The 17,591-nt window shown below is 73.4% G+C and carries 16 protein-coding genes; 8 read left to right on the top strand and 8 right to left on the bottom strand.

The window, feature by feature from the left end:
• Window positions 1–97: 97 nt before the first annotated feature.
• Complete coding sequence (locus ACZ518_RS01685; RefSeq protein WP_469111047.1) at window positions 98–736, top strand: TetR/AcrR family transcriptional regulator; 639 nt, start codon at window positions 98–100, stop codon at window positions 734–736.
• 91 nt (window positions 737–827) lie between these two features.
• Here ACZ518_RS01685 and ACZ518_RS01690 read toward each other — a convergent pair whose 3' ends face one another.
• From ACZ518_RS01690 to ACZ518_RS01705, 4 genes are all read right to left on the bottom strand, one after another.
• Window positions 828–2,528: an acyl-CoA mutase large subunit family protein gene (locus tag ACZ518_RS01690; RefSeq protein WP_469111048.1), complete on the bottom strand. Its 1,701-nt coding sequence runs from the start codon at window positions 2,526–2,528 to the stop codon at window positions 828–830.
• Between the two features lie 97 nt (window positions 2,529–2,625).
• The gene (locus ACZ518_RS01695) at window positions 2,626–2,955 is read right to left on the bottom strand and encodes a DUF3817 domain-containing protein (protein ID WP_125816181.1); all 330 of its coding nucleotides are present in this window, start codon (window positions 2,953–2,955) and stop codon (window positions 2,626–2,628) included.
• A gap of 75 nt (window positions 2,956–3,030) precedes the next feature.
• Entirely contained in the window at window positions 3,031–3,540 is a 510-nt protein-coding gene (locus tag ACZ518_RS01700) for a MarR family winged helix-turn-helix transcriptional regulator (protein ID WP_469111049.1), read from the bottom strand.
• Window positions 3,541–3,561: 21 nt separating this feature from the next.
• Window positions 3,562–4,815, bottom strand: a complete 1,254-nt coding sequence (locus ACZ518_RS01705) for an MFS transporter (RefSeq protein WP_469111050.1) — start codon at window positions 4,813–4,815, stop codon at window positions 3,562–3,564.
• An 85-nt stretch (window positions 4,816–4,900) separates the two neighbouring features.
• Here ACZ518_RS01705 and ACZ518_RS01710 point away from each other — a divergent pair, with 85 nt between their 5' ends.
• Window positions 4,901–5,899: an ArsR/SmtB family transcription factor gene (locus ACZ518_RS01710; protein WP_469111051.1), complete on the top strand. Its 999-nt coding sequence runs from the start codon at window positions 4,901–4,903 to the stop codon at window positions 5,897–5,899.
• A gap of 319 nt (window positions 5,900–6,218) precedes the next feature.
• Here ACZ518_RS01710 and ACZ518_RS01715 read toward each other — a convergent pair whose 3' ends face one another.
• Together ACZ518_RS01715 and ACZ518_RS01720 are read right to left on the bottom strand one after the other, a co-directional pair.
• On the bottom strand, window positions 6,219–6,515 hold the full coding sequence (locus ACZ518_RS01715) for an MTH1187 family thiamine-binding protein (protein ID WP_469111052.1): 297 nt from the start codon (window positions 6,513–6,515) through the stop codon (window positions 6,219–6,221).
• The gene (locus ACZ518_RS01720; RefSeq protein WP_427713015.1) at window positions 6,512–6,856 is read right to left on the bottom strand and encodes a DUF3817 domain-containing protein; all 345 of its coding nucleotides are present in this window, start codon (window positions 6,854–6,856) and stop codon (window positions 6,512–6,514) included. Before ACZ518_RS01720 ends, ACZ518_RS01715 begins: the two co-directional genes overlap by 4 nt.
• Window positions 6,857–7,018: 162 nt before the next feature.
• On the opposite strand from ACZ518_RS01720, the gene ACZ518_RS01725 reads away from it, so the two are divergent.
• The 4 genes from ACZ518_RS01725 to ACZ518_RS01740 all read left to right on the top strand — a co-directional run bounded on the left by ACZ518_RS01725 (window position 7,019) and on the right by ACZ518_RS01740 (window position 9,684).
• On the top strand, window positions 7,019–7,657 hold the full coding sequence (locus ACZ518_RS01725; RefSeq protein ID WP_469111053.1) for an AIM24 family protein: 639 nt from the start codon (window positions 7,019–7,021) through the stop codon (window positions 7,655–7,657).
• The gene (locus ACZ518_RS01730) at window positions 7,657–8,307 is read left to right on the top strand and encodes an AIM24 family protein (protein ID WP_042801807.1); all 651 of its coding nucleotides are present in this window, start codon (window positions 7,657–7,659) and stop codon (window positions 8,305–8,307) included. The genes ACZ518_RS01725 and ACZ518_RS01730 overlap by 1 nt, the downstream gene beginning before the upstream one ends.
• Window positions 8,304–9,122 carry an AIM24 family protein gene (locus tag ACZ518_RS01735; protein WP_469111054.1) on the top strand — a complete coding sequence of 273 codons (819 nt, stop codon included), beginning with the start codon at window positions 8,304–8,306 and terminating at the stop codon, window positions 9,120–9,122. The genes ACZ518_RS01730 and ACZ518_RS01735 overlap by 4 nt, the downstream gene beginning before the upstream one ends.
• Window positions 9,123–9,207: 85 nt before the next feature.
• Window positions 9,208–9,684 (top strand): MarR family winged helix-turn-helix transcriptional regulator, encoded by a 477-nt coding sequence (locus tag ACZ518_RS01740; RefSeq protein ID WP_405983000.1) that lies wholly within the window; start codon window positions 9,208–9,210, stop codon window positions 9,682–9,684.
• Between the two features lie 69 nt (window positions 9,685–9,753).
• Here the strand turns inward: ACZ518_RS01740 and meaB are convergent, their stop codons facing one another.
• On the bottom strand, window positions 9,754–10,716 hold the full coding sequence (gene meaB, locus ACZ518_RS01745; protein WP_469111055.1) for a methylmalonyl Co-A mutase-associated GTPase MeaB: 963 nt from the start codon (window positions 10,714–10,716) through the stop codon (window positions 9,754–9,756).
• A gap of 10 nt (window positions 10,717–10,726) precedes the next feature.
• Window positions 10,727–11,929, bottom strand: a complete 1,203-nt coding sequence (locus ACZ518_RS01750; protein ID WP_469111056.1) for an acetyl-CoA C-acetyltransferase — start codon at window positions 11,927–11,929, stop codon at window positions 10,727–10,729.
• Between the two features lie 137 nt (window positions 11,930–12,066).
• Between ACZ518_RS01750 and mce the strand changes: the two genes are divergently transcribed.
• Both mce and scy read left to right on the top strand, forming a co-directional pair.
• A complete protein-coding gene (gene mce / locus ACZ518_RS01755; RefSeq protein ID WP_469111057.1) occupies window positions 12,067–12,504 on the top strand; it encodes a methylmalonyl-CoA epimerase in 438 nt (145 codons plus the stop codon).
• 454 nt (window positions 12,505–12,958) lie between these two features.
• Entirely contained in the window at window positions 12,959–17,548 is a 4,590-nt protein-coding gene (gene scy, locus ACZ518_RS01760) for a polarized growth protein Scy (protein WP_469111058.1), read from the top strand.
• Window positions 17,549–17,591 lie beyond the last annotated feature (43 nt).

A 17,591-nucleotide genomic window follows, 5' to 3' on the forward strand; every position in this document is an offset into this window, starting at 1 on the left:
CCGTAGCGTAACTCCCCCGGAGCCCGCGCGCCCCGTGATCTGAACCACAGCGAACAGGCCCCCGCCGGTTCCCCTACCGACGGGTATGGTCTCGGCCATGCGCAACCCCAGCCCCGGTGTCAGCTCCCCGCACGGCCGTACCGGCCGCCCCCGCAGCGCGGCCGCCGACACCGCGATCCTCGCGGCGACCCGGGACGCGCTGGTGGAGCTGGGCTGGTCGAAGCTGACGATGGGGGACGTCTCGGCCCGCGCCGGGGTCGCGAAGACCACCCTCTACCGGCGCTGGGCGGGCAAGAACGAGCTGGTCGTGGACGCCGTCGCGGAGCTGTTCGACGAGCTGGAGCTGCCGGACCGGGGCTCGCTCGAAGCCGACATCGAGGACGTGGTGCTCCAGTTCGCGCGGCTGCTGCGGCGCCCGGAGGCCCGTACGGCCCTGATGGCCGTGGTCGCGGAGTCCACCCGGGACGAGGCGCTGCGGGACCGGATCCGGTCGGCGATCGTGGACCGGCAGAAACGTCTCGTCGTACTGGGTCGCGAACGGGCCCAGGCCCGGGGCGAACTCCCGCCCGAGGAGGACGCGGCCCTGGCCCGCCACACCACCGACCTGATCTTCGACGTGATCGCGGGCACGGTGGTGCACCGGGCGCTGGTGAGCTGCGAGCCGGTGGACGAGCTGTGGGCGGGCGCCTTCACCGCCCTCCTGATGCACGGCCTCCAGGGCGCGGCCCGCGCCTGACGGCGCCCCGTCACCGCAGAACACGGCGCGGCCGGCCGCACCCCCACCGCGGGGGTACGGCCGGCCGCTGTGCGTCCGCTGCCGCCGGGGGCTAGAAGCCGGCCGGCTCGGTGTAGACGCCCCACTCGTCGCGCAGGACGTTGCAGATCTCGCCGAGCGTGGCCTCGGCGCGTACCGCGTCCAGCATGGCCGGGATCATGTTCGTCCCGTCCCGGGCGGCGTCCAGCATCGCCTTCAGCGAGGCCGTCACCTTGGCGTCGTCGCGGCGCTCCTTGCGGGCGGCCAGCACGCGGACCTGCTCGCGCTCCACCTCGTGGCTGACGCGGAGGATCTCCAGGTCGCCGGTGACGGAGCCGTGGTGGACGTTGACGCCGACGACCCGCTTGTCGCCCTTCTCCAGGGAGCGCTGGTACTGGAAGGCCGACTCGGCGATCTCGCCGGTGAACCAGCCGTCCTCGATGCCGCGCAGGATGCCGGAGGTGATCGGCCCGATGGGGTGCCGGCCGTCCGGGTGGGCGCGCAGGCCGCGCTCCTTGATCTGGTCGAAGATCTTCTCGGCGTCGGCCTCGATGCGGTCGGTGAGCTGCTCCACGTACCAGGAACCGCCCAGCGGGTCGGCGACGTTGGCGACGCCGGTCTCCTCCATCAGCACCTGCTGCGTGCGCAGCGCGATCTCGGCGGCCTGCTCGCTGGGGAGGGCGAGGGTCTCGTCGAGGGCGTTGGTGTGCAGGGAGTTGGTGCCGCCGAGGACGGCCGCGAGGGCCTCGACCGCGGTGCGCACGACGTTGTTGTACGGCTGCTGCGCGGTGAGGGAGACGCCGGCGGTCTGGGTGTGGAAGCGCAGCCACATGGCCTTGTCCGACTTCGCCCCGTAGACCTCCTTCATCCAGCGCGCCCAGATGCGGCGGGCCGCGCGGAACTTGGCGATCTCCTCGAAGAAGTCGAGGTGCGCGTCGAAGAAGAAGGAGAGGCCGGAGGCGAAGTGGTCCACGTCCAGGCCGCGGGAGAGGCCGAGTTCCACGTAGCCGAAGCCGTCGGCCAGGGTGTAGGCGAGCTCCTGCGCGGCCGTCGCCCCGGCCTCGCGGATGTGGTAGCCGGAGACGGAGAGCGGCTTGTAGGCGGGGATGCCGTTCGCGCAGTACTCCATGAGGTCGCCGATGAGGCGCAGGTGCGGCTCGGGTTCGAAGAGCCACTCCTTCTGGGCGATGTACTCCTTGAAGATGTCGGTCTGGAGCGTGCCGTTGAGCACGGCCGGGTCGACGCCCTGGCGCTCGGCCGCGACCAGGTACATGCAGAAGGCGGGCACGGCGGGGCCGCTGATGGTCATGGAGGTGGTGACGTCGCCGAGCGGGATGTCCTTGAAGAGGACCTCCATGTCGGCGGCGGAGTCTATGGCGACGCCGCAGTGGCCGACCTCGCCGAGCGCCCGCGGGTCGTCGGAGTCGCGCCCCATCAGGGTCGGCATGTCGAAGGCGACGGAGAGCCCGCCGCCGCCGGCGGCCAGGATCATCTTGTAGCGCTCGTTGGTCTGCTCGGCGTTGCCGAAGCCGGCGAACTGCCGGATGGTCCAGGTCCGGCCGCGGTAGCCGGTGGCGTGCAGACCGCGGGTGAAGGGGTACTCCCCCGGCCAGCCGATGCGCTCGAACCCCTCGTAGGAGTCGCCGGGGCGGGGCCCGTAGACGGGGTCGACGTCATCTCCGGAGAGCGTCGTGAAATCGGCCTCGCGCTTGCGGGCCTTGTCATACCGGGCCTGCCAGCGGCGGCGGCCCTCCTCGATGGCGTCAGCGTCCATACCCATGAATTTACTAGGACGTCCTAGTAAATGTCGATGGCAAACCCCCGGGGAGTCTCCCCGGGGGTGTCCGGATCCGGTCGGACCCCAGCGGCGCTCAGGCCTTGGCGGTCGCCATGCCGTCGGTGACCAGCGGCTCGATCTCGGCGCGGATGCCGCGCTCGACGAAGAAGGCGGCCAGCGGGATGGTCCCCGAGACCAGCACCCACAGCAGCTTGCCGAACGGCCACTTGGCCTTGGAGCCCAGGTCGAAGGCGAAGACCAGGTAGATCATGAAGAGCACGCCGTGGACCTGCGAGACCGCGAGGGTCAGGCCGGCGCCGGTGTCGAAGCCGTACTTCGCCACCATGCAGGCGCAGAGGATCAGGAGCATGACCGCGGTCACGTAGGCCATGACGCGGTAGCGGGTCAGCACGCTTCGTTTCATGCCGTCGAGCCTAACCGTCCGTTTTGCGCGATCTTGACGCGGCCCCGGGTCCGGCGCCGGGTCCGGCGCCGTGACTCAGTTCTCGTCGAAGTCCGCGGCGGCCACCCGCAGCGGGCGCAGCAGCGCGAAGATCTCCGCGCACTCCTCCGAGTCGTACACGCCGAGGCCGAAGTCGATGGCCATCAGGTCCTTCGTCGCCGCCTCGACCACCTCGCGGCCCTTCGCCGTGATCGACGCGAGCGTGCCGCGGCCGTCCTGCGGGTTGGGGCGCTTGTCGACCAGGCCGGACTTCACGAGCCGGTCCACCGTGTTCGTCACGGAGGTCGGGTGGACCATCAGACGCTCGCCGATCTTCGACATCGGCAGCTCGCCCGCCTGGGAGAAGGTGAGGAGCACGAGCGCCTCGTACCGGGCGAAGGTCAGCCCGTACGGCTTCACCACCGCGTCGACCTCCGCCAGCAGGATCTGGTGCGCGCGCATGATGGAGGTGATCGCCGCCATGGACGGCACGGGCCCCCAGCGCTGCCGCCAGAGCTCGTCTGCGCGGGCGATGGGGTCGAAGGGGAGGCTGAGCGGCTTGGGCATCCACCAGACCCTACCGGGCGGTCATTTGACCGCGAGCCCCGTCTCATTCCTCGACCGCCGCACCTCGGCCAGGAGCAGTACCACGACCGCGGTGCCGAGCGCGGCGGCACCGGCGACGACGACGTGCGCGGGGAGGAGCTCGGCGGCGGCACCGGCGAGGGCCATGCCGACCCCCTGGAGGGTCATCAGGCCCGTGCTCAGCAGGGTCATCGCCCGTCCGCGCAGCTCGTCGGGGACGGCGTCCACGTACATCCGGTCCAGCCCGAGGGTGTAGGCGTGCGCCAGCCCGGCGAGCAGCAGCGCCACCAGGACCACGGCCGGGCCGGGGCGTACGGCGAACAGCAGGAGCGGGAGCGGGGAGGCGGCGGCCAGCGGCGCCGTGATCCGCGAACGCGTTCGGGCGGTGAGCGCCGACCCCGCCCAGAGTTCACCCGCGACGGTGCCGACGGGCAGCGCGCACATCAGCACCCCCAGGGTGACGGTCCCGGCCCCGATGCCCTCGGTGTACGGGGCGAGCAGTGCCTCCGGCACGACGGCGAAGGCGGGCGGCAGCCAGCACAGCAGGGTGAGCGCCCGCAGCCGGCGCCCGCCGAGGACGGCCCGCAGCCCGCCGAGCGGGGAGGCGCGCACGGCGCCGGGACCGGCGGCGCGGGCGGGCCGGGCCCGGGTGCCCAGGCGCAGCAGCAGCGCGGAGGCGAGGAACCCGGCGGCGGTCAGCCCGATGGCCGCGCGCGGGGAGACGGCGGCCAGCAGCAGTCCGCCGAGGCCGAAGCCGGCGAGCTGAGCGCTCTGCGCCACCATCCGCAGCAGCGAGCGGCCGAGGACGAAGGCCTCGCCGGTCCCGAGGACGTCGGTGAGGGAGGCGCTGCGGGCGCCCTGGAAGAGGGGGGCGACGAGGGCCATGGCGCAGCGCAGTACGAGGATCCCCGCGACCGGCGTCCCCGGCCAGACCATGCCGGCCGCGCAGGCGGCGCACAGCAGGTCGCACCCGACGAGCACCCGCCGGGCGGGGTACCGGTCGGCGAAGGGGGCGAGCAGGACGCCGCCGAGGGCGTACGGCAGGAAGCCGAGGGCGAAGGTGAGCGCGCTCAGCAGGGGTGAGCCGGTGGCGCGGTAGACGAGGACGGTGAGGGAGATCTCGGCGACGACGACGCCGAGCAGGGACAGCAGGTGCGCGGCGAAGACGGCGCGGAACTCGCGGACGCGGAACAGGGGGCGGTACCCCGTGCCCGGGTCCCCGGCGGCCGGGGTGGTGGTCGCGTTGTCGGTGGGCATGGCCCGAACCCTGGCGGGGCTACGCTGGCGGCCCTAGGGATTCGGCCCGGCCCGAATCTTCCGGCGGCGAGGCCCGGGGGGCTGCGTGGCGTTCCACTACCGGTTCGGTCCGGCCGACCTGCTCCGGTGCCGGTTCGCGATCTCCCCGCTCTGGGAGACGCAGGAGGCCGTACGGGTCCTGCTGCGCCCGCACCGGCAGGCGTACCACCTGCCCTGGCTGAGCCGGGTCCGGTCCGCCGCGGCCGGCCTGGACCTGCGTCCGCTGTGGCTGCTGATGCCGAGGAAGGGGCACAACCCGGACCTGCTGAGCCCGCCGCCGGCCGGACCGTCCGTCACCTTCGGGGAGGAGCTGGCCCGGGTGCGGGCGGCGGCCGGTGACCCGGAGGCCGCCCGCGAGGACCTGCGGCGGGCCCTGGTCTGCACCCCGGGGGCGGTGGACAGCGACATCGGGCGGCGGATGCTGGCGGATCCCGCGCGGGCGGTGGGGGAGCTGGCCGAGCTGTACGAGCGGGCCTGGGAGGTGTTGATCGCCCCGCACTGGACCCGGCTGCGGGCCCTGCTGGAGGCGGACGTGCTGTTCCACTCGCGCCGGCTGGCGGCGGGCGGGCTCCAGGCGCTGCTCGACGGGCTCCACCCGGACCTGCGCTGGTACGGGGAGGAGCAGACCCTGACCATCGAGCGCCCGTCCCACCACGACCGCGCACTCGGCGGGCAGGGGCTGCTGCTGATGCCGAGCGCCTTCGTCTGGCCGGAGGTGGTGGGCGGGTTCGACCCGCCGTGGCAGCCGGCGCTGGTGTACCCGGCCCGGGGCATCGGGGCGCTGTGGACGGCCGCGGCCGGTCCGGCCCCGCGGGCCCTGGCGGGGCTGCTGGGGCGGGCCCGGGCGGAGGTGCTGTGCGCCCTGCACGAGCCCGCCTCGACCACGGACCTCGCGCACCGGCTGGGCCTGGCCCCCTCGACGGTGTCGGCGCACCTGAAGGCCCTGCGGGCGGCGGGGCTCCTCGTCCCCTTCCGCCAGGGCCACCGCGTCCTGTACGAACGCACCCCCCTGGGCATCGCCCTGGCCTCAGGCTCCGCCGGCTGACCCCACCCCGCCGGGCGGCGGTGTCAGCCCCGGGTTCCCCGCCGGAGGCCGTGGCGGACGGCGCGCTGCGTCAGCGGCCCGAGGCCCTCCAGGACGGCGGCCAGCGCGGCCAGCTGCTCCAGCGCGGTGAGCGCCAGCCCGGCGCCCTCCGGGTCGACCCCCTCGTACAGCTCGATGCCGACGAACGACGCGGCCGTGGCCCGGGCCGGCCCCGCCGGGTCGGCGGGCCCGGCCGCACCCGGGCGGGTCCCGGGCCTGCGGAAAGCGCCCCCCGCCGGCGGGCGGGGGGCGCTTTCCGGAAACAGTGCGGGCGGCCGGCTCAGCCCTCGGAGAGGTGCCGCTCCACCGTCTCGACCTTCGAGGTGAGGCTGTCGGTGACGCCGGGCCGGATGTCGGCCTTGAGGATGAAGGAGACCCGGGGCGCCCGCTCCTCGACGGCGGCCACGGCGCGGCGCACCACGTCCATGACCTCGTTCCACTCGCCTTCGACGGTGGTGAACATGGCGTCGGTGCGGTTCGGCAGCCCGGACTCGCGTACGACGCGGACCGCGTCGGCCACGTACTCGCCGACCTCTTCGCCGACCCCCAGCGGGGTCACCGAGAACGCGACGATCACGCGTCCGCAGCCTGGCGCGCGCGGGCGGCGATGACGCTGTCGGTCTCGTCGCGCTTGAGCAGCTTGTCGCCGTAGAGCCCGCCGAAGGGCAGCAGCGCGAGCACGAAGAACAGGGCGACCTTCTTGACCGGCCACTTCGCCTTGTTCCACACGTCCAGCAGGAAGACCGCGTAGATGACGAACAGGATCCCGTGCAGGATGCCCAGCGGCATCATGAGGTAGTCGATGTCCGATACCCGGCTCAGCAGCGAGCCGAAGATCAGCAGGGCCGGGAACGACAGCGCCTCCGGAACGGAGATGAGGCGCAGCCGGTGCAGGGCGGAAGCGGTCTTGATGTCCACGTGGAACCTTCGGGGCCGGGTACCTGGGGTCCGTCCCAGTGTGTCAGCCGCTCTCCGCGATCTTCCCGCGGGGCCCCGGATCCCCCGAAGCCCGGCGATTGTGGCGGATATCGGCCCACCAGACCCTGTTCGCCCCGGCCCGCTGCCGATACCTTCATCCCCGTGGCTCAGTTCAGACTCCAAGGCAGCAAGGTGCTCGCCGTCGACCTGACCGGTGACGCCGTGAAAGCGAAGAACGGCGCCATGGTCGCGTACGACGGCCAGATGGCCTTCAAGAAGATGACGGGCGGCGGCGAAGGCCTCCGCGGAATGGTGACCCGCCGGCTGACCGGCGAACAGATGACCGTGATGGAGGTGCAGGGGCACGGCACCTGCTACTTCGCCGACCGCGCGAGCGAGATCAACCTCGTGAACCTGCGCGGCGAGAAGCTCTACGTCGAGTCCAGCAACCTCCTGTGCACCGACGCCGGCCTGCGCACCGGTACGACCTTCACCGGTCTGCGCGGCGCCACCACGGGCAACGGGCTCTTCACGACGACCGTCGAGGGCTCCGGCCAGGCGGCGATCGTGTCCGACGGGCCGGCGGTGGTGCTGCGCGTCAGCTCCCAGTACCCGCTGTCGGTCGACCCGGGCGCGTACATCGCGCACACGGGCAACCTCCAGCAGTCCTTCCAGTCGGGGGTCAACTTCCGCACCCTGATCGGCGAGGGCTCCGGCGAGGCGTTCCAGATCCGCTTCGAGGGCGAGGGCCTGGTGTACGTCCAGCCGAGCGAGCGCAACACGATCGGGGGTGACGTCTGATGCCGTTCCGCGAGATCAACTCGAAGATGGTCGAGGCCCAGGTGGTCCCCGGGCAGAAGATGTACAGCCAGCGCGGGGCGATGCTCGCCTACCGGGGCGAGGTCTCCTTCACCCCGAGCATCACCGGCGGCCAGGGCGGCGTCATGGGCATGATCGGGCGCCGGGTGGCGAACGAGCAGACCCCGCTGATGACGGTCGAGGGCAGCGGCACCGTGATGTTCGGCCACGGCGGCCACCACATCCAGGTGATCAACCTCCAGGGCGAGACCCTGTACGTCGAGGCCGACCGGCTGCTCGCCTTCGACGGCACCCTCCAGCAGGGCACGATGTTCATGGGCTCGCAGGGCGGGGTCATGGGCATGGTGCGCGGCCAGGTGACCGGCCAGGGCCTGTTCACCACCACCCTCAAGGGCCACGGCGCGGTCGCCGTGATGGCCCACGGCGGAGTCATCGAGCTCCCCATCACCCCGAACCGGCCGGTCCACGTCGACCCGCAGGCGTACGTGGCCCACCACGGGGACGTCCGGAACAAGCTCTCCACCGCGCTCGGCTGGCGGGACATGGTGGGGCGCGGCTCGGGCGAGGCGTTCCAGCTGGAGCTGTCCGGCCAGGGCGCGGTCTACGTACAGGCCTCGGAGGAGAAGCTGTGAACTTTGGCCCCGTGAACCCGGGCCCGGGCGGCCCGACGGTGTTCGACCCGCACAGCCTGCCCTCCGACGACAACGTGAACGCGTACACCTTCTGCGTGGAGCTCAAGGGGAGCCAGTGGTTCCTGCAGAAGGGCAAGATGATCGCCTACTACGGGCGCATCGAGTTCAACGGCATCGGCAACGGCCGCTTCGACCGCCTGCTGCGCACCAGCTTCCACTCGCCGCTGCACGCCAGTGACTGGGTGGTGGCCGAGGGGCAGGGCAAGATGCTGCTGGCCGACCGGGCCTTCGACGTGAACTCGTACGACCTGGAGAACGGCAACCTGACCATCCGGTCGGGGAACCTGCTGGCGTACCAGCCCTCGCTGGCGCTCAAGCAGTCGATCGTCCCGGGCTTCCTGACCCTGATCGGAACCGGGAAGTTCGTCGCGGCGTCCAATGGACCGGTGGTGTTCATGGAGCCGCCGCTGCGTGTCGATCCGCAGGCGCTGGTGGGCTGGGCGGACTGCCCCTCCCCCTGCCACCACTACGACCACGGCTACATGTCGGGCGTGATGGGCGGGCTGCGCTCGCTGACCGGCATCGGCGGCACCTCGGGTGAGGAGCACCAGTTCGAGTTCGTCGGCGCGGGCACGGTCCTGCTGCAGTCGACCGAGCTGCTGATGGCCGAGCAGTCGGTGGGCGCGGTGGGCGCCGGGGCGGCCACCGGCAACGCCCAGGGCGTTCCGGGGGCCGGCCAGGGTCCGCTGGGGCAGCTGGGCGTGCCCCGGATGCCGGGGCAGCTGGGCGATCTCCAGCGGCGTCTCGGGCTGTGAGGTCCGCGGCCCGCACCGCCCGAATGCGATCTTCCTATTTTTGTACGTAATTCAACTTCTTAGGTAGAGTTCTTTCATGGAGACGATGGAGACCGAGACGGCCACCCGCTGGCTTACCGACGCCGAACAGTGCGCCTGGCGCACCCACCTGGACGTCAGCAGACTGCTGATGCACCAGCTGGAAAAGGATCTCCAGCCCTTCGGACTCACCAACAACGACTACGAGATCCTGGTGAACCTCTCGGAGTCGGAAGGCCTGCGGATGCGCATGAGCGACCTGGCCACCGCCACGCTCCAGTCCAAGAGCCGGCTCTCCCACCAGATCACCCGCATGGAGACCGCGGGCCTGGTCCGCCGGGTGAACTGCGAGTCCGACCGCCGCGGCCTGTACGCGGTCCTCACGGACGAGGGCATGGAGACCATGCGCAAGGTCGCCCCGCACCACGTGGCGTCCGTCCGCGAGCACTTCATCGACCTGCTGCCGCCGGAGGCCCTCCAGGCACTGCGCGAGTCGCTGCGCCCGGTCGCGGAGCACCTGCGCGGCAACCGCGGCAAGATCTGAGCACGCGCCGTACACACGTGAGAGGGCGGGGAGCCGAGGCTCCCCGCCCTCTCACGCGTCGCGCGCCCCTCAGCCCTCGGTCAGGCTCTCCAGCAGCGCGTCCGAGGCCGCGTACGGGTCCAGCTCGCCGGCCGCCACCCGGGCCGCCAGCGCGTCCAGGTGCGCGTCCCCGCGCAGGTCGGCCAGGCGCCCCCGCAGTGCGGTGATCGCGATGGTCTCCACCTCCCGCGCCGCCCGCGCCGACCGGCGCTCGGCCAGCACCCCGCGCTCGTCCATCCACGCCCGGTGCTTCTCCAGCGCCTCGACCAGCTCGTCGATGCCCTGCCCGCGCGCCGCGACCGTCTTGACGATCGGCGGCCGCCAGTCGCCGGGCCCCCGGGTCTCGCCCAGGCCCAGCATGTGGTTCAGCTCCCGGGCGGTGGCGTCCGCGCCGTCCCGGTCGGCCTTGTTCACCACGTACACGTCGCCGATCTCCAGGATCCCCGCCTTCGCGGCCTGGATCCCGTCGCCCATGCCCGGAGCCAGCAGCACCACCGAGGTGTCGGCCTGCGAGGCGATCTCCACCTCGGACTGCCCGACGCCGACCGTCTCGACGAGGATCACGTCGCAGCCGGCCGCGTCCAGCACCCGGATCGCCTGCGGAGCCGCCCAGGCGAGGCCGCCCAGGTGCCCGCGGGTGGCCATGGAGCGGATGTAGACCCCGGGGTCGGACGCGTGGTCCGACATCCGGACCCGGTCGCCGAGCAGCGCCCCGCCCGAGAAGGGCGAGGACGGGTCGACCGCGAGCACGCCGACGCGCTTCCCGGCCGCGCGGTAGGCCGAGACCAGCGCCGACGTCGAGGTCGACTTGCCGACACCCGGGGAGCCGGTCAGCCCGACCACGTACGCGCCGCCGGTCAGCGGGGCCAGGGCGGCCATCACCTCGCGCAGTTGCGGGGACGCCCCCTCGACCAGTGAGATCAGCCGGGCCACTGCCCGCGGCCGGCCCTCACGGGCCTGTGCCACCAGCGTGGGGACGTCCACCGTCGCCATGCGCTCGCCCCTACGCCTTCGGGACGCGGATCACGAGGGCGTCGCCCTGGCCGCCGCCGCCGCAGAGGGCGGCCGCACCGGTACCGCCGCCTCGGCGCTTGAGCTCCAGCGCCAGGTGCAGCACCACACGGGCCCCGGACATGCCGATCGGGTGCCCCAGGGCAATGGCGCCGCCGTTGACGTTCACCTTTTCCGGGGTCACGCCGAGGTCCTTCATTGACTGCACGGCGACCGCCGCGAAGGCCTCGTTGATCTCGATGAGGTCCAGGTCGGAGACCTCCAGGCCGTCCTTCTTCAGGGCGTGCAGGATCGCGTTCGAGGGCTGCGACTGGAGGGAGTTGTCGGGGCCGGCCACGTTGCCGTGGGCGCCGATCTCGGCCAGCCACTCCAGGCCCAGCTCCTCGGCCTTCGCCTTGCTCATCACGACCACGGCGGCGGCGCCGTCGGAGATCTGCGAGGAGGTGCCGGCGGTGATGGTGCCGTCCTTGGCGAACGCCGGGCGCAGCTTGCCCAGGGACTCCGCCGTGGTCTCGGGGCGGATGCCCTCGTCGACGGCGAAGACGACCGGGTCGCCCTTGCGCTGCGGGATCTCGACCGGGGTGATCTCGGCCTCGAAGACGCCGTTCTTCTGCGCCGCCGCGGCCCGCTGGTGGGAGGCGGCGGCGAACTCGTCCTGCGGGGCGCGCTCGATGCCCAGGCGGGTGTTGTGCTTCTCGGTGGACTCGCCCATCGCGATGCCCTCGAAGGCGTCGGTCAGGCCGTCGTGGGCCATCGCGTCGAGCATCTCGATGGCGCCGTACTTGTACCCCTCGCGGGACTTCGGCAGCAGGTGCGGTGCGTTGGTCATCGACTCCTGGCCGCCCGCGACCACGATGTCGAACTCCCCGGCGCGGATGAGCTGGTCGGCCAGCGCGATGGCGTCCAGACCCGAAAGGCACACCTTGTTGATGGTGAGCGCGGGCACGTTCATGGGGATGCCGGCCTTGACGGCGGCCTGGCGGGCGGGGATCTGGCCCGCGCCGGCCTGGAGCACCTGGCCCATGATCACGTACTGGACCTGGTCGCCGGAGATCCCGGCCCGCTCCAGCGCGGACTTGATGGCGAAGCCGCCGAGGTCGGCACCCGAGAAGGACTTCAGCGAGCCGAGCAGCCGCCCCATGGGCGTGCGGGCCCCGGCGACGATCACTGAGGTGGTGTTGTTCGTTCCGGACATGAGGCACAGCCCCTTGAGGATGAGGAGTGAACGAGGGTTTACCCGAATGTACTGAGCAGTACCCGCGCAGTCATCGGGCAGTCGGTGTGATCGCTGGCACGTTGCGTGACGACCCTCCTCGGCGGTGCACTGGTCCCATGCTGACAAGAATCGACCACATCGGGATCGCCTGCTTCGACCTGGACAAGACCGTCGAGTTCTACCGTGCCACGTACGGGTTCGAGGTGTTCCACACCGAGGTCAACGAGGAGCAGGGCGTCCGCGAGGCCATGCTCAAGATCAACGAGACCTCCGACGGCGGGGCCTCCTACCTCCAGCTCCTGGAGCCCACCCGCGAGGACTCCACGGTGGCCAAGTGGCTGGCCAAGAACGGCGAGGGCGTGCACCACATCGCCTTCGGCACCGCCGACGTCGACGGCGACGCGGCGGCCATCCGCGGCAAGGGCGTCCGCGTCCTCTACGACGAGCCCCGTACCGGTTCCATGGGCTCCCGCATCACCTTCCTCCACCCCAAGGACTGCCACGGAGTCCTCACCGAGCTGGTCACCTCCGACCCCGACGCCGCCGGCCACTGATGTGACCGGCTCGCGCCACGGCACACCACCGGCCGTGGTGTGCCGTCCGCGCCCGGCCACCCGGCCGGGGCGGCACGGGCGGCAGGGGCGGCGGGGGCGGCGGGGGCCGTCGGCCGGGCCCCGCCGGCCCGCGGCGCCCGCGCGCACCGCGTCAACGGCGCCGTGTCCCGCCCACGGAAAGATTCATTCGGACATCACGGATCAGCGCGTCACGGGCACGCCGATCAGGACGGCTCGACGGCCGGGCGGAGGCGGCCCGGCAGCAGCGCACTGATGTCCCCATTCCCCGGCCGGTAGAGTGGCCATGGCTCGGCCGGGGTTCGGTGCGGAACGGGGTCGGGGCCTGCTAGCCCTGCCCCGACATCTGACACCATTCCCCGGGGGCGTCGTTCAGCGGGCGAGCGATGCTCATTTGGGAGTGAGCTTGCGACCAGGGGACGGATGGGACCGCGCTGTGCGGGGCTACGAAAGCCAGGAGAGCCATCAGGCCGAAGCCGACCATCTCTCGCGCTTCGAAGCCGAGATGGAGCGGCTGAAGAAGGAGCGCGGGAAGGCCGTCCAGCACGCCGAGGACCTCGGGTACCAGGTCGAGGTGCTGCGCGCCAAGCTGCATGAGGTGCGGCGCGCGCTCGCGTCCCGCCCTGCCTACGACGGCGCGGACATGGGCTACCAGGCGGAGCAGCTGCTGCGCAACGCCCAGGTGCAGGCCGACCAGATGCGGTCCGACGCCGAGCGCGAACTGCGCGACGCCCGGGCGCAGACCCAGCGGATCCTCCAGGAGCACGCCGAACACCAGGCGCGCCTCCAGGCCGAGCTGCACGCCGAGGCCGTCAACCGGCGCCAGCGCCTGGACCAGGAGCTCAACGAGCGCCGCCAGACCGTCGAGGCGCACGTCAACGAGAACGTCGCCTGGGCCGAGCAGCTGCGCGCCCGGACCGAGTCCCAGGCCCGCCGGCTCATGGAGGAGTCCCGCGCCGAGGCCGAGCAGGCGCTGAACGCCGCCCGCGCCGAGGCCGCCCGGACCGCCGAGGAGGCCCGCCGCCGGCTCGCCGCCGACGCGGAGGCCGCGCGCGCCGAGGCCGAGTCGGCGCTGCTGCGCGCCCGCAAGGAGGCCGAGCGGCTGCTGGCCGCCGCCTCCGCGCAGGCCCAGGAGGCCACCGAGCACGCGGAGCGGCTGCGCAGCACCACCACCGCCGAGGCCGAGCAGACCCGGCAGCAGACCATGGACCTCGGCCGGGTCGCCGAGGCCCGCGTCCAGGAGGCCGACGGGGCGCTGCGCGCGGCCCGGGCCGAGGCGGAGAAGCTGCTCGCGGAGGCCAAGGAGAGCGCCGCCCGGCAGCTCGCCTCGGCGGAGTCCGTCAACGAGCAGCGCACCCGCACCGCGAAGGAGCAGGTCGCCCGGCTGGTCGGCGAGGCCACGAAGGAGGCCGAGGCCCTCAAGGCCGAGGCCGAGCACGCGCTGGCCGATGCCCGCGCGGAGGCGGAGCGGCTGCGCACGGAGGCCGGCGAGCAGGCCCGTACGGCCGCCGCCGAGGACACGGCGGCGCAGCTGGCGAAGGCGGCCCGCACCGCCGAGGACGTGCTGAACAAGGCTTCGGAGGACGCCCGGGCGACGACCCGCGCCGCGTCCGAGGAGGCCGAGCGGATCCGCCGCGAGGCGGAGACCGAGGCAGAGCGGCTGCGTGCCCAGGCCGCGGCCACGGCCGACGAGCTCAAGGGCGCCGCGAAGGACGACACCGAGGAGTACCGGGCCCGCACGGTCGAACTCCAGGAGGAGGCGCGGCGGCTGCGCGGCGAGGCCGAGCAGCTGCGCGCGGAGGCCGTCGCCGAGGGCGAGCGGATCCGCGGCGAGGCCCGCCGCGAGGCGGTGCAGCAGATCGAGGAGGCGGCCCGGACCGCCGAGGAGCTGCTGGGCAAGGCCAAGTCGGACGCGGACGAACTCCGCGGCGGGGCCGCCGCCGAGAGCGAGCGGGTCCGTGCCGAGGCCGTGGAGCGGGCCACCACCCTGCGCCGGCAGGCCGAGGAGACCCTGGAGCGGACCCGCGCGGAGGCCGAGCGGCTGCGCGCGGAGGCCGAGGAGCAGGCCGAGGCCCTGACCGCCGAGACGGACGCCGCCGTACGGGCGCGCCGCGAGGAGACCGAGCAGGCCCTGGCGGCGAAGCGCGCCGAGGCGGACGCGGAGCTGGCCCGGCTGCAGTCGGACGCCGAGGCCCGGCTGACGTCGGCGGAGCAGACGCTGCGGGAGTCCCGCCTGGCGGCGGAGAACATCCGCAGGGAGACCACCGAGGAGAACGACCGGCTGCGCGCCGAGGCGGCGGAGCGGATCCGTACCCTCCAGGGCCAGGCGGAGGCGGAGTCCGAGCAGCTGCGTTCCGAGGCCGCGCAGGACGCGGGCCGGGTCCGCGCGGAGGCCGAGCTGGTCTCCGTACGGCTGCGCGCCGAGGCGGAGGCCGAGTCCGAGCGGGTGCGCACCGAGGCGCAGGAGACCGCTGACCGGCTGCGTGCCGAGGCGAAGGCGGCGGCCGAGCGGGTCGCCGAGGAGGCCGCGGAGGCCCTGGCGGCCGCCCAGGAGGAGGCCGCGCGGCGCCGCCGTGAGGCCGAGGAGACCCTGTCGGCGGCCCGGACGGACGCGGGCAACGAGCGGGCGCAGGCCCGTGAGCAGAACGAGGAGCTGCTGGCGCAGGCCCGCAAGCGCTCGGAGGAGGCGCAGGCCGAGGCGGCGCGCCTGACCGAGGAGGCGGAGCGCCGCGCGGCGGAGCTGGTCGCGGCGGCCGAGGCCACCGCGCAGCAGGTACGCGACGCCGTGGCCGGGCTGCACGAGCAGGCCGAGGAGGAGATCAGCGGGCTGCGCAGCGCGGCCGAGCACGCGGCGGACCGTACCCGCACCGAGGCGGAGGAGGAGGCGGACCGGGTCCGCGCCGACGCCCACGCGGAGCGCGAGCGCGCGGCCGAGGACGCCGCCCGGGTGCGCAGCGAGGCCCGTGTGGAGACGGACGCGGCGAAGGAGCTGGCGGCGCGGACCGTCGGCGACGCGATCACCGAGGCCGAGCAGCTGCGGGCCGACACGGCCGAGTACGCGCAGCGGGTGCGCACCGAGGCGACGGACGCCCTGGCGGCGTCCGAGCGGGACGCGGCGCGGACCCGGGCGGACGCCCGTGACGACGCGAACCGGATCCGCGGCGAGGCGGCGGAGTCCCTGGAGGCCTCGCGCGCCGAGGGCGCCCGGATCGTGGCCGAGGCCGAGTCGGAGGCGGAGCGCCTCACCGAGGAGACCCTCGCGGCGAACGCGGCGACCGTCGCCGACGCCCGGGCGGAGGCCGAGCGGCTCACCGCGGAGGCCGCCGAGGCGGCCGAGGCCACCCGGGCCGAGGCCGCGGGCACCCTGGACGAGGCGCGCGGCGAGGCCAACCGGCTGCGCACCGAGGCCGCCGAGCAGGCGGACCGGCTCATCACCGAGGCGGCGTCCGAGGCGGACAAGCTCACCGAGCAGACCCGCAAGGACAACGAGCGCACGGTCGCCGAGGCGACCGCCGAGGCCGAGCGCCTCATGGCCGAGGCCGCACGGGTCCTGGAGGAGGGCGAGGCGCGGGCCGCCGCCCTGAAGACGCAGGCGGCCGACACCCTGGCCGCCGCCGAGCGCGATTCGGCGCGGATCCTGGTGGACTCCCGCGCGGAGGGCGACCGGCTCGTCGAGGAGACCCGCGCGGCCAACGAGCGCACGGTCGCCGAGGCCGCGGCGGAGGCCGACCGGCTCGTCGCGGAGGCGGCGCGGACGCTGGAGGAGGCCCGCACCGAGGGCGGCCGGATCATCGGCGAGGCCACCGCGGAGGCGGAGCGCGTCACGGCCGCGGCCAACGAGACCCTGGAGACCGCCGAGCGCGACGCCGAGCAGACCCTGGACGAGGCGCGCGCCGAGGGCAACCGGCTGCGCACCGAGGCCGCCGAGCAGGCGGACCGGCTCATCACCGAGGCGGCGTCCGAGGCGGACAAGCTCACCGAGCAGACCCGCAAGGACAACGAGCGCACGGTCGCCGAGGCGGCCACCGAGGCGGAGCGGCTGCGCGCGGAGGCCGCGGAGGCGCTGGCGTCGGCGCAGGAGCACGCGACCCGTACCCGGTCCGAGGCGGAGCGGGTGAAGGCGGAGGCGGCGACCGATGCCGAGCGCACCCGTACGCAGACGCGCGAGGAGTCGGAGCGGCTGCTGGACGAGGCCCGTGAGGCGGCCAACAAGCGGCGCACGGAGGCCGCGGAGCAGGTGGACCGGCTCATCACGGAGGCGGCCGCGGAGGCGGACAAGCTGACCGCGGACGCGGGCCGGCAGGCGCTGGCCGCCACCACGGCGGCCGAGGAGCAGGCCGACGCGATGGTCGACGCCGCCCGCAAGGAGGCGGCGCGCATCACGGCGGAGGCGACCGTCGAGGGCAACTCCACGGTGGAGAAGGCGCGGACGGACGCGGACGAGCTGCTGGTCGGCGCGCGTACGGACGCGGCCGCCATAAGGGAGCGGGCGGAGGAGCTGCGTTCCCGCGTCGAGTCCGAGGTGGAGGAGCTGCACGAGCGTGCCCGCCGGGAGTCGGCCGAGCAGATGAAGTCGGCCGGCGAGCGCGTGGACAAGCTGGTCCGCGCGGCGACCGAGCAGAGCGCCGAGGCGGAGGCCAAGGCCAAGGAGCTGGTGTCGGACGCGAGCAGCGAGGCGAGCAAGGTCCGCATCGCGGCCGTGCGCAAGGCCGAGGCGCTGCTCAAGGAGGCCGAGACGAAGAAGGCGGAGCTGTCGCGGCAGGCCGAGAAGGTGCTCGCGGAGGCGACGGCGGAGGCGGAGCGGCTGGTCGACGAGGGCCGTCGTGAGCTGGAGGTCCTGGTGCGCAGGCGCGAGGACATTCAGGCGGAGATCTCCCGTGTCCAGGACGTTCTTGAGGCGTTGGAATCATTCGAGGCACCTTCGGGTGGCGGAAAGCCCGCATTGGGCGGTCAGGGCGCGGGGGGCGTGAAGGCCGGCGCATCAGCGGGTTCCACTCGTTCGGGTGGCAAGGTGTCAGAGGGGTAGTCAGAAGACAGGATGTGTGCTTCTGAGGGAGGTTCAGTCGAAG

It is taken from the genome of Streptomyces sp. NPDC033966 (assembly GCF_055575955.1).

What these genes read in the sequence shown, in the direction of transcription:
- ACZ518_RS01730 (WP_042801807.1), top strand. Translation starts at nt 7,657, where the DNA reads ATGCCGTTCCGCGAGATCAACTCGAAGATGGTCGAGGCCCAGGTGGTC.
- ACZ518_RS01695 (WP_125816181.1), bottom strand. Translation starts at nt 2,955, where the DNA reads ATGAAACGAAGCGTGCTGACCCGCTACCGCGTCATGGCCTACGTGACC.
- ACZ518_RS01690 (WP_469111048.1), bottom strand. Translation starts at nt 2,528, where the DNA reads ATGGACGCTGACGCCATCGAGGAGGGCCGCCGCCGCTGGCAGGCCCGG.
- ACZ518_RS01705 (WP_469111050.1), bottom strand. Translation starts at nt 4,815, where the DNA reads ATGCCCACCGACAACGCGACCACCACCCCGGCCGCCGGGGACCCGGGC.
- mce (WP_469111057.1), top strand. Translation starts at nt 12,067, where the DNA reads ATGCTGACAAGAATCGACCACATCGGGATCGCCTGCTTCGACCTGGAC.
- ACZ518_RS01750 (WP_469111056.1), bottom strand. Translation starts at nt 11,929, where the DNA reads ATGTCCGGAACGAACAACACCACCTCAGTGATCGTCGCCGGGGCCCGC.
- ACZ518_RS01740 (WP_405983000.1), top strand. Translation starts at nt 9,208, where the DNA reads ATGGAGACCGAGACGGCCACCCGCTGGCTTACCGACGCCGAACAGTGC.
- ACZ518_RS01700 (WP_469111049.1), bottom strand. Translation starts at nt 3,540, where the DNA reads ATGCCCAAGCCGCTCAGCCTCCCCTTCGACCCCATCGCCCGCGCAGAC.
- meaB (WP_469111055.1), bottom strand. Translation starts at nt 10,716, where the DNA reads ATGGCGACGGTGGACGTCCCCACGCTGGTGGCACAGGCCCGTGAGGGC.
- ACZ518_RS01685 (WP_469111047.1), top strand. Translation starts at nt 98, where the DNA reads ATGCGCAACCCCAGCCCCGGTGTCAGCTCCCCGCACGGCCGTACCGGC.